Here is a 13865-nt window from a genome sequence, read left to right as displayed (position 1 = left end):
TTTAAGGTAGATTGTGCATGATAGAACTATAGAACAGCAACAAACAATAAGTAAGCAGCGAAACATGGGATATCCAAGGAGGAATATGCGATGGACGATCAGAACAAAAAGAATGACTTCGACGATTTTTTCAAACCGACACGTGAAGAGAACAACGGAGAAAACGGCGAATCCAACAATAGAGCACATGATGTAAAGCCGGAAGAAGGCGAGACGGGGAAATCGTCTTACTACTATTCCTACGGACCGTTCAAGCCGGGTTCGGATGATGCGGTCGTACGCGATGAGTACGATGACCGCACGGCTTCCGAACCGCAGCAGTCAGATGCAGCGCAGCAGCAAAGCCCGGATTCGCACAACCCGGTGGAAGTGACGCCGCCGGCGCAATTGCGGCCGTTCGCGCCGTCGCAGCCGGCTCGCAGCAGCTGGCAGGCGAAAGAGCCGAAGCGCTCCCCGTTCAAAGCCATGTTCGCTTCCTTCATGGTCGGCGTTGTCGCCGTCGGTGCGCTGATGGTCGCATCCGATAAAGAAAACTGGTTCACATCGGAGCAACCGGCACTCGTTCAACAGGCGAACCCTGCGACTCCTGCAGTCGGCAGCGCGGGAGACGGCGGCAGCGTATCCACGGCATCCGACGTCGTGAGACCGAACAATATCGCGCAGCTGTTCGCGAACGCGAGCCCGGCGGTCGTGAAGATCGAGACGTTCACGAAACAGCAGCAGAGGAACAGCCAGCAAGGTAGCATGGATGACTTCTTCAGCCAATTCTTCGGCGACGACGGCTCGGGCGGTCAAGGCCAAGGAGGAAACGGCCAAGATAACGGCCAGCAGAACGGAAGCCAAGATAGCAGCGGCGATCTGACGCCGGAAGGGATCGGTACCGGATTCTTCTTCGATTCCACGGGCTACATTTTGACCAATCAGCACGTCGTGGCGGATGCCGATGAAATTCAAGTCACCGTTCAAGGCTACAGCAAGCCGTTCGTGGCGAAGAAACTCGGTTCCGATTACAACCTCGACCTTGCCGTCTTGAAAGTAGAGAACACGAAGGCGTTCCCGACGCTTCCGATCGGCAGCTCGGATAAAATCAACATCGGCGACTGGGTCGTTGCCATCGGTAACCCGTACGGCTTCGATCACACGGTTACGGTCGGCGTACTGAGCGCCAAAGAACGTCCGATCTCGATACCGGATTCCGAAGGCACGCGCGAGTATCAGCATTTGCTGCAAACGGACGCTTCCATTAACCCGGGCAACTCCGGCGGACCGCTGCTGAACCTGAACGGCGAAGTCGTCGGCATCAATACGGCGGTCAGCTCGCAGGCGCAAGGGATCGGCTTCGCCATTCCGACCAGCACGATTACCGAAGTACTGGATAACTTGAAATCGAACAAGGAAATTCCAAAAGCGCCGGTTCCGTTCATCGGAGCGACATTGGCCGAAATTACGGACGCGCTCGCCAAAGAGCTTGGTCTGAACAGCACGGATGGATCCGTCGTTTCCGATATCATGTACAAATCGCCGGCTTACATGGCCGACCTGAGACAATATGACGTTATTACGGGGCTCGACGGCACGAAGTATAACCGTGAAGATCTCATTGCCGCCATTCAGAAGAAGAAGGTTGGCGATTCGGCTACGCTGAACATTATCCGCAACGGCCAGAAGATGGATTTGAAAGTGACGATCGGCAACAAGAACGACTTCGCGACGCAGCAACAATAACGCGCGTAACTCGCGATACAAGGAATGATATTCCCACCCAAGGGGCGCAAGCAGTCTTGACGGCTGATCTTGCGCCTCTTTGCATGGATATTTATGGGTGAACGAGTTTCGCGGCCGTAGACATTTGCGCTATAATGAAGAAAGTTTTTTAAACGATAAGAATGACTGAATGAATCTTTTTTAATTCAAAATAGTGAAGTGACATTGGGGGAAAACCATGAGACCGCATATACTGGTAGTAGACGACGACGATAAAATCACTTCTTTGCTCAGGCGCAGCCTGGCATTCGAAGGCTATGAAGTAGCAACCGCGAAAAACGGTCTTGAGGGATTGAAACAAATGCTGTCCAGCGATCCGAATCTGCTCATCCTGGATGTGATGATGCCGCAGGTCGACGGCTGGGAAGTGTGCCGGCGGGTGCGCGAAGGCGGCAGCTCGGTGCCGATCCTGATGCTCACCGCTAAGGATGACATTCAAGATCGCGTGAAAGGCCTGGATCTTGGCGCGGACGATTACTTGGTGAAGCCGTTCGCGCTCGAAGAGCTGCTGGCCCGCGTCAGGGCGCTGCTTCGGCGGAAACCGGATAAGCTCGAGGACAGCTCGAGCCGGCTGCAGTTCGAGGATCTCACGCTAGACCTCGATTCCAGGGAAGCGATTCGAAGCGGACGCCGCATCGATCTGACGGCCAAGGAGTTCGACCTGCTTCAGCTGCTGATGCAGAATCCCCGCCGGGTGCTGACGCGCGATGCGATCATGGACAAAATCTGGGGCTTTGATTACAGCGGCGAGTCCAACGTGCTCGAAGTGTATATCGCCATGCTTCGCCAGAAAACGGAGGACGGCAGCGGTTCGCGGCTGATTCAAACCGTGCGCGGAACGGGATACGTGCTTCGGGGCGAAGGGGGCTGACCTGATGTCGATCCGTCTGCGCCTTACGCTCTGGTATTCGGTCATCTTGGCAGTCACGCTCGTCGTGTTCGGCATAGCGTTCTATTATTTCGTCAGCTACAACACTTATCATGTGATGAAAGACAAAATCGCGACGCAAGCCAACGCCATCAACATCACCTCTTCGCTGGATTCGTTCGATAACATTCTGATTGCTCGGGAGTCGCTGCTTGGCGACGAAGAGCTGTTCATTCAAGTGTACAACTACAAACGAGGCGTCTATCAGCAGACGCCGAATTTGAAGAGCCTTGACGAGAAGTTCCCGCAGCCCGACGCGAAGCAGGTGTCGAAAGCGGACGAAGGGTTCAAGCATGTGAAGCTGGGCGGCAAATATCCGTTTCTCGTGTATCAGCATTTACTGAAGCAAGGGAACGAAGTGTTCGGCCTGCTGCAGGTGGGCGCTTATTCGGGCACGGAAGACCGATATATGAGCGAACTTCGCACGACGCTGATCTTTTCCTTGATCGTTGTCGTGCTGATCGCCTTTACGATCAGTTTCTTCTTGGCGCGCCAAGCGCTGAGGCCGATCGAGAACGTCATACAAGCGAGCAACAGCATCCAGAACGGATCCGATCTCAGCATGCGGATCCCGAGAGTCGGGCCGAACGACGAGCTTGGCCGCCTGACCGATACGCTGAACGGCATGCTGGGCCGAATGGAGACGACCTATAACGAGCTGGACGAAGCTTATAAAGCGCAGCGCCGATTCGTGTCGGATGCTTCCCATGAGCTGCGCACGCCGCTCACGACGATCCGCGGCAACATCGAGCTGCTCGAGCGCATGTGGCCTCCTGCTCTGGAAGCGGGCGGCGACGCCGAAGCCGGTGACGACGATCCGGCGGCCCGCAGCGATCGAAGCCGAATGACGATGACGCGGGAAGCGATGCACGATATTGCGGGCGAAGCGAAGCGAATGTCCAACCTCGTCAACGATCTGCTGGCGCTTGCCCGCGCGGACGCCGGCTACGAAATGGAGAAGACGACGCAGCCGCTGCTTCCCCTTGTCGAGGACGTCGCGCGCAGAGCGCAGCTGCTTCCAAGACAGGCAGATTGGAAAATCGGGAACCTAACTGCCATCGACAACGTACAAGTAAATGCGCATGCTGATTTTTTGCGTCAGCTGCTGTTCATCTTCGTGGAAAATGCGTTCAAATATACGCCGAGCGGCTATGTCGAAATGCGCGCCATCCGTTCGCAGGATCAAGCCGGCGTCATTATCAAGGATACGGGGATCGGCATGAACAATAAGGAAGTTCCTCATATCTTCGAACGCTTCTACCGGGCGGACGAATCCAGGGGCGAGACGAGCGGCACGGGACTCGGACTGTCGATCGCCAAGTGGATTATCGATGAGCACGGCGGTTCGGTCGAGGTATCGACGCGCGAAGGAGAAGGCACGACATTCACCGTGTGGCTCCCGATTGCTTTCCACGGCCGGATGAATGAAGTATAATATGAGGAACTGAGCGTCTGGACGAACGTCGAACGCAGTCGTAGATACAACGAAAGTGATTCTGTCGGACAGACTCTTGGCGTAAAGCCTCGTCAAACGGATGTGGCAAGCGGGAAAGCAGGTGTAGTTTTCGATGGAAATTGTAAAAATATCGCCGCGCGGTTATTGCTACGGTGTCGTCGATGCCATGGTTCTAGCGTTGCAAACGGCCCGCAACTTGGATTTGCCGAGGCCGATCTATATTCTGGGCATGATTGTTCATAATAGTCATGTAACGGAAGCGTTCAAGCAGGAAGGCATCATTACGCTCGACGGCGAGAATCGCCTGGAAATCCTGGAGCAGATTTCGAGCGGAACCGTTATTTTCACGGCGCACGGCGTCTCGCCGGAAGTTCGCAGGCGGGCGAAGGAACGGGGACTCACCGTTGTCGATGCGACTTGTCCGGACGTGACCAAGACTCATGATTTGATTCGCGAGAAAGTGGCGGAAGATTATGAGGTCATCTATATCGGCAAGAAAGGGCATCCGGAGCCTGAAGGCGCGATCGGGATCGCGCCCGAGCACGTTCACCTGGTCGAGCGCGAAGCGGATATTGACGCGTTGACGCTTCAATCGGACCGTATCATTATTACGAATCAGACGACGATGTCCCAGTGGGATATCCGCGTGCTGATCAGCAAGCTGCTGATTGCGTTTCCCGGAGCGGAAATTCATAACGAGATTTGTCTCGCGACCCAGGTCAGGCAGGAAGCGGTCGCCGAACAGGCGGGGGAAGCGGAGCTCTGCATCGTCGTCGGCGATCCACGAAGCAACAACTCCAACCGTTTGGCGCAGGTGTCGGAAGAAATCGCCGGCGTTCCGGCTTACCGGGTTGCCGACGTTTCCGAGATCGACCGCGCATGGCTGATCGGCAAGAAACGGGTAGCCGTTACTTCGGGGGCATCCACGCCGACGCCGCTGACGAAGGAAGTCATCGGTTATTTGGAACAATACGAAGACGAGAATCCTGAAACCTGGGAGATTCGGCGTACGGTCAATATGGATAAATTGCTTCCGACGATACGCGTGAAATCGGTTCAGTAAAGATTCTTTAGTAAAGCATAAAGCATCTACATGATGCTGTTTACTAAAGAATCTCCAAAATGCTTGAAGTAGCAATTTTAAGGAATGCTTGAATAAGCATTTTAGGGATGCTTGAATGAGCATTTAAAGTGAAAGGAGCGCATCCCATGTCATCACCAAGAAAACCGCGCTCGATTAAACGATGGCTCAAGTATAATTATACGAAATTAATGCGGGCTCCCGGCGGCCCATCAATGGTGGCGCTCGGCTTTTCAATCGGTATTTTCGTTGAGATGTTCACGCTGCCTACTTATGGATTGGCGTTTTTCCTCATATTTCCGTTGATCTATTGGTTCAGGGCAAGCTTCGCGGGCGCATTGGTCGGATTCGTATTCGGCAAGCTGATTTTCATTCCGATTGCATTCGTCAACAGCATGGTTGGCGGTCTAGTACTGCCCAACCACATGAGAGTTCATATTCCATTCCTTCCGCATTGGCTGAATCATGCGCTGCTCGTGAACTTGAAGCTGATCGTTGGCGGGGTTATCGACGGATTCGTGCTGGGAGCGATATTCTATTTCCCGGTTCGGATCATGATCAAGTACGTGGCGGACAAACGGAAAGAGAAGCGCAAGCTGCGCCGCTCGGCAATAGAAGCCAAACCGCTGGCGGAATAATAGGAAACCGGTTCTTGACGGAGCCGGTTTTTTCATGTATATTTGCTTTAGCGATTAAAAGCATAAAAGCCACAAAGCATAAAAGCGTCAAAGCTTAAAAGCGTACACGCGTCTAAGTGTGATAGAGAGGGAGAACTCATATGATCGTCATAACGAAAAACAACGAACCGGAAGAACGCATATTGGAAATCGTCCAGCACATCGAGAGAACCGGCGTGCAGGCGCATGTATCGCGCGGTACGGACCGTACGGTCATCGGCATTATCGGGAAGGCAGAACCGACGCTTGCGGAGCATCTGCGCCAAATGAAAGGAGTCGAGAACGTTATCAAAATCTCGAAGTCCTACAAACTTGCGAGCCGTGACTTCCATCCCGATGATACGATCATCGATATTAAAGGCGTTAAAATCGGCGGCGACAATCTGACGATCATGGGCGGACCTTGCGCCGTTGAAACGCCGGAGCAAATCGACGAAATCGCGCGGCTGGTCAAAGCGGCAGGCGGGCAGGTTCTCCGCGGCGGCGCCTTCAAACCGCGAACGGGGCCGTACAGCTTCCAAGGCATCGGCGTGGAAGGGCTGGCCATGATGGCGGAAGCGGGCAAGAAGCACGGCCTGCTCACGATCACGGAAGTCATGACGCCGGAATATGTCGACGTCTGCAGCGAATACGCGGACATCCTCCAAGTCGGCACGCGCAATATGCAAAATTTTGATCTGCTGCGGAAGCTTGGGACGGTGAAAACGCCGGTATTGTTGAAACGCGGTTTCAGCGCAACCTATGACGAATTCCTGAATGCTGCGGAATATATACTTGCAGGCGGAAATCCGAACGTTATGCTGTGCGAACGCGGAATCCGAACATTCGAATCTTACACCCGCAACACGCTCGATCTCGCAGCCATCCCCGTGCTGCAAGATCTCAGCCATCTGCCGGTCATCTCCGACCCGAGCCACGGCACGGGTCGCCGCGAGCTGGTAGAGCCGATGTCCAAGGCATCGGTTGCGGCGGGGGCGAACGGGCTCATCATCGAAATGCACACCGATCCGGACAATTCGATGACGGGCGATGGCGTGCAATCGCTCTTCCCGGACCAGTTTGCGAAGCTGCTCAAGGAGCTGGAACAGCTTGGAAACCTTGTAGGCAAGCGGTTTGATACGCCGAAAGAGCCTGCGGAATATTTTACGACGTGGGTGAAATAATTTCAGCATGCAGCACCGTTACAGAAATCGAAAAGCCGAAGCCCCTCTGAAGAAGGGGGCTTCGGCTTTTCTTTTAGGCTGTTCTTCTGGGTAATTTTGAGAATTGAAAATTATGTGAAGTTAGCTGACAATGAGGTCAAAAAATACCTTACATAAGTATTGACGAGACCTTGCCTTAATTCTATAATTACGACATAGTTTCAGTGCAGAAGTTGAACAATTATTGTCCTACACATCGCAAATGTTCGGAAATGGAGGAAATACCTAATGTCAGTTCAAAATGTTTTGAACACGATCAAAGAAAACAACATCATGTTTGTCGATTTCCGCTTCGTGGATCTTTCCGGCCACGCCCACCACATCACGCTTCCTGCTACGGAAGTGGATGCCGATACGTTTGTAAACGGCGTTGCCTTCGACGGCTCCTCGATCCCGGGTTTCCGCGGCATCGAAGAATCCGACATGGTTATGATGCCGGACACAGAATCCAGCTTCATCGATCCATTCACGGATCACCCGACATTGAACATTATGAGCAACATCCACACGCCGGACGGCGAGCGTTATGAGCGCGATCCGCGCAGCATCGCTCAAAAAGCAGAAGAATATCTGCAAACGACCGGTATCGGTACTACGGCATTCTTCGCGCCTGAGTCGGAATTCTTCATTTTCGACGACGTTCGCTACGAAAGCAAAATGAACACTTCGTTCTACTCCGTTGATTCCGACGAAGCCGGCTGGAACACGGGCCGTAAAGAAGAAGGCGGCAACCTGGGTTACAAAATCCCTGTTAAAGGCGGTTATGTTCCGGTAGCTCCAGTGGATGCTCAACAAGACATCCGCAGTGAAATGGTTCGTATCATGCAAGAATCCGGTCTTCGCGTAGAGCGTCATCACCACGAGGTTGCAACTGCCGGCCAAGCCGAAATCAACTTCCGTTTCGACACGCTGACGAAAACTGCCGATAACCTGTTGAAATATAAATACATCATCAATAATGTTGCCCGTCAATACGGTAAAGTCGCAACATTCATGCCTAAACCGCTCTTCGGCGACAACGGCAGCGGCATGCACGTGCACAGCTCCATCTTCAACGGCGATTCCCCGCTGTTCTACGAGAAGGGCGCATATGCAAACCTGAGCCAAATGGCTCTGCACTACATCGGAGGCATTCTGCATCACGCACCAGCGCTGATCGCGATCACGAACCCTTCGACGAACTCGTTCAAACGTCTGGTTCCTGGCTACGAAGCTCCGGTTAACCTGGTGTTCTCGAAAGGTAACCGTTCCGCAGCAATCCGTATTCCGGTTGCCGCTGTTACGCCGAAAGGCTGCCGTATCGAGTTCCGTACGCCGGACTCCACTGCTAACCCTTACCTGGCATTCGCAGCGATGCTGCTTGCAGGTTTGGACGGCATTAAACGTCAACTGGATCCAATCGCTCTTGGCTATGGTCCATTCGACAAAAACATCTACGAACTGTCTGACGAAGACAAAAAAGAAATCCGTTCGGTTCCAGGTACCCTGGACGAAGCGCTTGACGCTCTGGAAGCTGATTCCGAGTTCTTGACTGAAGGCGGCGTATTCTCGCAAGACTTCATCGAAAACTTCATCGCGTTGAAACGCTCCGAATCTAAAGCAGTATCGATCCGTGTTCATCCACACGAGTACAGCCTGTACTTCGACTGCTAATCCCGGACTTATACGACGATTTTTCAAGGCGAGCTCTCTTCGGAGGGCTCGCTTTTTGTTAAAGCAGGTAAGGATACGGTTGATTCGGAATGTTTTTCATCTAAATCCGAATATTATTCATGTAAAGTTTCATTTTTGTTCGACTTTATGACTTGAAGCCAAGCCGCAAAATTGCTATCATACTCATAAGCAAATCGAAGAGTGGAGTGAGTGTCAGTGACGAATCGCGCGTATAACTTTAATGCCGGACCGGCGGCTCTGCCGCTGGAAGTGCTGCAGCAAGCACAACAGGAGTTTACCGACTTTGCGGAAACCGGGATGTCCATCATGGAAATGTCCCACCGCAGCAGTGTTTTTGAAGAAGTGAACGACGGGGCGCAATCTCTTCTTCGTGAATTATTCGGCATCCCGAGCAATTATAAAGTGTTATTCCTGCAAGGCGGAGCCAGCACGCAGTTTGCGATGATTCCGATGAACCTGCTGACGCCAGGCAAGACGGCTGCATTCGTGCATACGGGCAGCTGGGCGGAGAAAGCGTACAAGGAAGCGCAGCTGTTCGGATCGACTGCGATTGCGGCGACTTCGGAAGCCGACAAATTCAACCGTATTCCGGCACTGAACGACATTCAAATTCCGGCTGACGCGGCGTACCTGCACGTCACGTCGAACGAAACGATCGAAGGCACGCAATATGCAGCCTATCCCCAAACGGGTGACGTCACGCTGATCGGCGATATGTCGAGCGACATCCTGAGCCGTCCGGTCGATGTCAGTCAGTTCGGCATGATCTATGCGGGCGCTCAGAAGAACCTGGGACCTTCGGGCGTAACGATCGTCATTGTACGCGAGGATCTTGTCGCGACTAGCCCGAAGACGATTCCGACGATGATGCGTTACGACACGCATGTGAAGAACAATTCATTGTACAATACGCCGCCATCCTTCTCGATCTACCTGGTCGGCCTAATGCTCAAATGGGTGAAAGCACGCGGCGGCGTCGCGGCGATGGAGCAGTTCAATCGCGATAAAACAAAGCTGATCTACGATGCAATCGATCAAAGCGGCGGTTTCTACCGCGGGTTTGCGGATGCCGGCAGCCGTTCCTTGATGAACATTACGTTCCGTCTCGCAACGGAAGAGCTGGAGAAGCGATTCGCCAAAGAATCCGAGCAGCAAGGCTTCGTAGGTCTGAAGGGCCATCGCAGCGTCGGCGGCCTGCGCGCTTCGACATATAACGCGGTACCGCTCGAAAGCTGCAAGGCGCTTGCGGAGTTTATGGCTGAGTTTCAGAAGCGCAACGGGTAGGCGATTATAAGCGTTGCGAAGTTTGTGACCTGCGGTCGATATGGATCTTCAATCGCTGTTGTAGTCGGATTTCTTGAATTTGAACTTTTGAAATGGTGGAAATCCGACTTCAAAGGCGACCGCTTCGCTTTTCCGATTCCATATCGACTCTTCGGTCACTCTGCGCCTCGCTTAAATCTTTGCAGCAAATTAGAAGACCGCCTGTCCTCATTGGACGGCGGTCTTCTATGCGAAAGAGCTTAAGGATGAAATGCTTAAGAACTTAAGAGCTTAAGAACTTAAGAGCTTACAGATCAAGAAAGCATTGTTAATGGAGTGTAAATAGGATTCCCGCGAAAATGTTAACTGAGTGTTAATGCCAAACTTGTAAAATTACGCCAATGAAGAATCCGCCGCGCTGCTTCCCGGTCCGGACAACTTGTAGCCGACGTTGCGGACGGTCATGATGTATTCCGGCGTACGGGCGTTTTTCTCGATTTTGTCGCGTAAATGACTGATGTGTACGTCGACGATTCGCGTGTCGCCGAGGAAGTGATAGTCCCAGACGCCGTGAAGCAGCTGCTGGCGGCTGAGTACTTTACCGCGGTGGCGGCAAAGGAATAGCAGAAGCTCGAATTCCTTCGGCGTCAGCTCGACCGCTTTGCCGTCGATATGGACTTCGCGCTGCTCGGACAATACCGACAAGCGTCCGATCTCATGGACGACCATCTCGCGGGCGCCCGGCAAGGCTTGCGTGCGGCGGAAGATGGCTTGAATCCGCGAGAGCAGTTCTTGCGGAGAGAATGGTTTCGTCATATAGTCGTCAGCGCCATTGTCGAGACCGGCAATTTTGTCTGTAACATCCTGTAACGCAGTCAGCATGATGATCGGGACTGCATTGTTCTGTTTGCGGAGTTCGCGGCATACTTGGATGCCGTCCATTTTGGGAAGCATAAGATCGAGAACGATGAGATCGGGACGAAACGGTTTCAAGAGATCGAATACGGCCTCTCCGTCTTGGACGCACCGGACCTCGTATCCTGCCAGCTTCAAGTTAAACTCCAGCAGCATGGAGATGGAAGGCTCGTCATCGACGATTAATATTTTTTTCTTCATCGTGTGATCTCCTTTTCGTGCATTGATACCTTTATTATGAAAGCCATCCTTTCACAGTAGATTAAACAAGCGTAAAAGCTATGTAAAAACTTAATAAGGAGTTAACTAACAATGGCATTTCATATAGTGCTCGTCGAACCGGAAATTCCTGCCAATACAGGCAATATTGCGCGTACATGCGCGGCGACCGGTGCCATTCTGCATTTGGTGCATCCGCTCGGATTTCGCACCGACGACAAAACGCTGAAACGCGCCGGGCTCGATTATTGGTATGCGGTGGACGTACGCCATCACGATTCGTTCGCGGAGCTGCAGGCGGAGTACCCGGAGGGGCGGTTCTTCTGCGCCAGCACGCGAAGCTCCAAAGTCTACTCCGAGCAGAGCTACAGGGACGGGGACTTCTTCGTCTTCGGCAAAGAGACGAAAGGGCTGCCGCAGTCCATTCTGGATACGTATCCGGACACGTGCATCCGCGTTCCGATGACCGATAAAGTCAGATCGCTTAATTTGTCGAATTCCGTGGCGATCGTCGTTTTCGAAGCATTCCGCCAGTTGGGTTTCCCGGGTTTGGATTAATAGCGGAAGCGATCATCGGTTAATTGCACAATATTAAGCAAATATAAATAAATGCAGGAAATGAACGGTTACTATCGAACCTATGTTAGAATGCAAAACTGTCATCACGTGATAGCTTACAAATTGCGACTAACAGGAGATGTGTAATTGTGAAACCGGCTGGCGTTGTACGGAAAGTAGACCAACTCGGGCGTATTGTGCTGCCCAAATCCCTTCGTAAGAGATATCAGATGAATGAAGGCGATCCTGTCGAAATTCTTGTGCAGGGCGATCATATTATCTTGGAACGTTATCGTCCGCGCTGCGTGTTTTGCGGGGTTTTGGATGATGTTCGGGAGTTTAAAGATCGGTACCTGTGCGGCAAATGCATGTCCGAGCTGAACCTGCTGCGACGTTAAACGGTACTCTCGTAACGAATCGAGACCGGAAAAACCGGATCGAACTAAAAAGAAGCTTTCGGCGCTGTCGGATAACAGACGCTGAAAGCTTCTTTTTATGCATGCGTGATTACATGCCTTTGGTTTTGTCGTCGTTGTAAGACGCCGTCATCATTGCCGTCAAGAACAATACGGAGACGGTAAGGACGATCAGAAAGTTAATTGTCATTCCAGTTACCCCCTAAAGTTGCCAGTACTACGGCTTGTTGCTGAGTAAGCACTTTCCTCATTATACCCAACGGGCGCAGAAAAGAAAACGATCAAGTTGTGAACATTGCTGTGCGCGTGGGGAGGCGAGAAGGGAGTTTTCGATGTGATCCGGCCGGTTTCATGCATCGACGTATGCCTTAAGTTCCGCCCGGAACCTCTGCTGCGTAACATGTGACAACAGCACATGAGGAGGGACGGAGGATGAAGGAGCATCGCTTGCGCCGGGCGAAGGGAATGGAGACGGCTTCGCTTGCGGACTTATTGCAGTCTGACCGGCTGGAGGAAGTGATCTCGTTCGCCGGCGACTGGCCGGCAGAATCGGTTATCCCATCCGTAGAATCAGCGGCGACGGCAGCATCGGAAGGCTTGTTGTCGCTTGGAGAGCGGGTCTGTGCATACATGGGAGCCCGGCATGGCATTCGGGCCGTGCCGGACGATGTGCTCGTCACATCGTCTTCGGGAGCGTCTATAGCGCTCATCGTTCGAACGCTGCTTCAGCCCGGCGATGCCGTGCTCGTGGACAGTCCGACGAATCCGGAAAGTTTGCGCGTATTCCGACAAGCGAAACTGAGGGTCGTTCCGGTATCATCCGATTCTGAGGGGATGCTTATAGCCGATGTGGAGCGGCTCGTCGAATTGCATCATCCCAAGCTCATCTATGCAATGCCGACGCTGGCCGTACCGGATTCGAGAATATGGAGCGAAGAACGCCGGATGGCGCTCGTCGATATTAGCCGACGAAACGGGATACTGATCATCGAAGACAACTCGTACGGCGAACTGCTCTTCTCGAATTCTCCCCCCTTGCCGCCGACGCTATTCGAAACGGCTAGGCGGTCTGGAGGGAGTGGCGTTCTCTGCACGGGTACATTCGCAGCGTTGTTTGGACAAAAGCTGCCTGCCGGATGGATCATCGGAAGCGGCAGCGTCATGGCGCGTCTCGTTGAAACGGGATCAACGAACGGACACGATCGCGCCGAATTACAAGCACAGCGTAAATTGGAGCGTGTGCTGCAGCATGGCGACCTGGAACAACATGCGTGTGCCATTAGGATGTCCTTGGAAGCCCGATTGCATCACATGCAGGCGTTGCTCCGCCAACATAGCCTGAACGGCGTAACCTGGAACGAGCCGCAGGGCGGCCTGTTTCTATGGGTGGAGCTGCCGCCCGGACTCGACGCCGAGGCGCTTCTTCGAATCGCCGCCGCGAAACGCGTGACCTTCGATGCCGGCGCCTCGTTCTACGCGGAGAATCCGCAGCGCAATCGGGTTCGCCTGAATGTTTCGGGCCAGCCGGATGGACGAATGGCGAAGGGGATCGCCCGGTTCGCGGAAGCGGTGAATGAGTTTCTTGGCCGCGCGTCCGCAAGTCATTCTGAATAAAGCAACACCGCATCGCAATAAAGACCGGCATCTGACGGAATCAGATGCCGGTCTTCTTGCAACCCAAGGATATATGTTTCTCCATGTCTCCATGTCTC

The 13865-nt window shown here is 53.1% G+C and carries 12 protein-coding genes; 11 read left to right on the top strand and 1 reads right to left on the bottom strand.

Annotation, left to right across the window (positions count from 1 at the left end):
- Positions 1–90: 90 nt before the first annotated feature.
- The 8 genes from GZH47_RS07370 (at position 91) to serC (ending at position 10066) form a co-directional block, all read left to right on the top strand.
- Positions 91–1725: a S1C family serine protease gene (locus GZH47_RS07370; protein WP_162639506.1), complete on the top strand. Its 1635-nt coding sequence runs from the start codon at positions 91–93 to the stop codon at positions 1723–1725.
- A gap of 217 nt (positions 1726–1942) precedes the next feature.
- A complete protein-coding gene (locus GZH47_RS07365) occupies positions 1943–2635 on the top strand; it encodes a response regulator transcription factor (RefSeq protein ID WP_162639505.1) in 693 nt (230 codons plus the stop codon).
- A gap of 4 nt (positions 2636–2639) precedes the next feature.
- Complete coding sequence (locus GZH47_RS07360) at positions 2640–4127, top strand: sensor histidine kinase (RefSeq protein WP_162639504.1); 1488 nt, start codon at positions 2640–2642, stop codon at positions 4125–4127.
- Between the two features lie 133 nt (positions 4128–4260).
- The gene (locus GZH47_RS07355) at positions 4261–5211 is read left to right on the top strand and encodes a 4-hydroxy-3-methylbut-2-enyl diphosphate reductase (protein WP_162639503.1); all 951 of its coding nucleotides are present in this window, start codon (positions 4261–4263) and stop codon (positions 5209–5211) included.
- Between the two features lie 146 nt (positions 5212–5357).
- On the top strand, positions 5358–5867 hold the full coding sequence (locus GZH47_RS07350; protein ID WP_162639502.1) for a DUF2062 domain-containing protein: 510 nt from the start codon (positions 5358–5360) through the stop codon (positions 5865–5867).
- A 140-nt stretch (positions 5868–6007) separates the two neighbouring features.
- On the top strand, positions 6008–7069 hold the full coding sequence (aroF, locus tag GZH47_RS07345; RefSeq protein ID WP_162639501.1) for a 3-deoxy-7-phosphoheptulonate synthase: 1062 nt from the start codon (positions 6008–6010) through the stop codon (positions 7067–7069).
- A gap of 267 nt (positions 7070–7336) precedes the next feature.
- On the top strand, positions 7337–8761 hold the full coding sequence (gene glnA / locus GZH47_RS07340) for a type I glutamate--ammonia ligase (protein ID WP_162639500.1): 1425 nt from the start codon (positions 7337–7339) through the stop codon (positions 8759–8761).
- Positions 8762–8977: 216 nt separating this feature from the next.
- Positions 8978–10066 carry a 3-phosphoserine/phosphohydroxythreonine transaminase gene (serC, locus tag GZH47_RS07335; protein WP_162639499.1) on the top strand — a complete coding sequence of 363 codons (1089 nt, stop codon included), beginning with the start codon at positions 8978–8980 and terminating at the stop codon, positions 10064–10066.
- A gap of 372 nt (positions 10067–10438) precedes the next feature.
- On the opposite strand, the gene GZH47_RS07330 is transcribed toward serC, so the two are convergent.
- Positions 10439–11161 carry a response regulator transcription factor gene (locus tag GZH47_RS07330; protein ID WP_162639498.1) on the bottom strand — a complete coding sequence of 241 codons (723 nt, stop codon included), beginning with the start codon at positions 11159–11161 and terminating at the stop codon, positions 10439–10441.
- Positions 11162–11272: 111 nt separating this feature from the next.
- On the opposite strand from GZH47_RS07330, the gene trmL reads away from it, so the two are divergent.
- From trmL to GZH47_RS07315, 3 genes are all read left to right on the top strand, one after another.
- Positions 11273–11737, top strand: coding sequence for a tRNA (uridine(34)/cytosine(34)/5-carboxymethylaminomethyluridine(34)-2'-O)-methyltransferase TrmL (trmL, locus tag GZH47_RS07325; RefSeq protein WP_162639497.1), 465 nt, complete (start codon positions 11273–11275; stop codon positions 11735–11737).
- 149 nt (positions 11738–11886) lie between these two features.
- Positions 11887–12135 carry an AbrB/MazE/SpoVT family DNA-binding domain-containing protein gene (locus GZH47_RS07320; RefSeq protein WP_162639496.1) on the top strand — a complete coding sequence of 83 codons (249 nt, stop codon included), beginning with the start codon at positions 11887–11889 and terminating at the stop codon, positions 12133–12135.
- A gap of 450 nt (positions 12136–12585) precedes the next feature.
- Positions 12586–13767, top strand: coding sequence for an aminotransferase-like domain-containing protein (locus GZH47_RS07315; RefSeq protein ID WP_162639495.1), 1182 nt, complete (start codon positions 12586–12588; stop codon positions 13765–13767).
- Positions 13768–13865: the final 98 nt, after the last annotated feature.

Origin of the sequence: Paenibacillus rhizovicinus, assembly GCF_010365285.1 — a bacterium.
In the GTDB taxonomy this organism is placed as follows: Bacteria; Bacillota; Bacilli; order Paenibacillales; family Paenibacillaceae; genus Paenibacillus_Z; species Paenibacillus_Z rhizovicinus.
This window is presented reverse-complemented; position numbering and strand designations above follow the sequence as displayed.

Coding starts and splice junctions, on each gene's coding strand:
- GZH47_RS07370 (WP_162639506.1), top strand. CDS start 91: ATGGACGATCAGAACAAAAAGAATGACTTCGACGATTTTTTCAAACCG.
- GZH47_RS07365 (WP_162639505.1), top strand. CDS start 1,943: ATGAGACCGCATATACTGGTAGTAGACGACGACGATAAAATCACTTCT.
- GZH47_RS07360 (WP_162639504.1), top strand. CDS start 2,640: ATGTCGATCCGTCTGCGCCTTACGCTCTGGTATTCGGTCATCTTGGCA.
- GZH47_RS07355 (WP_162639503.1), top strand. CDS start 4,261: ATGGAAATTGTAAAAATATCGCCGCGCGGTTATTGCTACGGTGTCGTC.
- GZH47_RS07350 (WP_162639502.1), top strand. CDS start 5,358: ATGTCATCACCAAGAAAACCGCGCTCGATTAAACGATGGCTCAAGTAT.
- aroF (WP_162639501.1), top strand. CDS start 6,008: ATGATCGTCATAACGAAAAACAACGAACCGGAAGAACGCATATTGGAA.
- glnA (WP_162639500.1), top strand. CDS start 7,337: ATGTCAGTTCAAAATGTTTTGAACACGATCAAAGAAAACAACATCATG.
- GZH47_RS07330 (WP_162639498.1), bottom strand. CDS start 11,161: ATGAAGAAAAAAATATTAATCGTCGATGACGAGCCTTCCATCTCCATG.
- trmL (WP_162639497.1), top strand. CDS start 11,273: ATGGCATTTCATATAGTGCTCGTCGAACCGGAAATTCCTGCCAATACA.
- GZH47_RS07315 (WP_162639495.1), top strand. CDS start 12,586: ATGAAGGAGCATCGCTTGCGCCGGGCGAAGGGAATGGAGACGGCTTCG.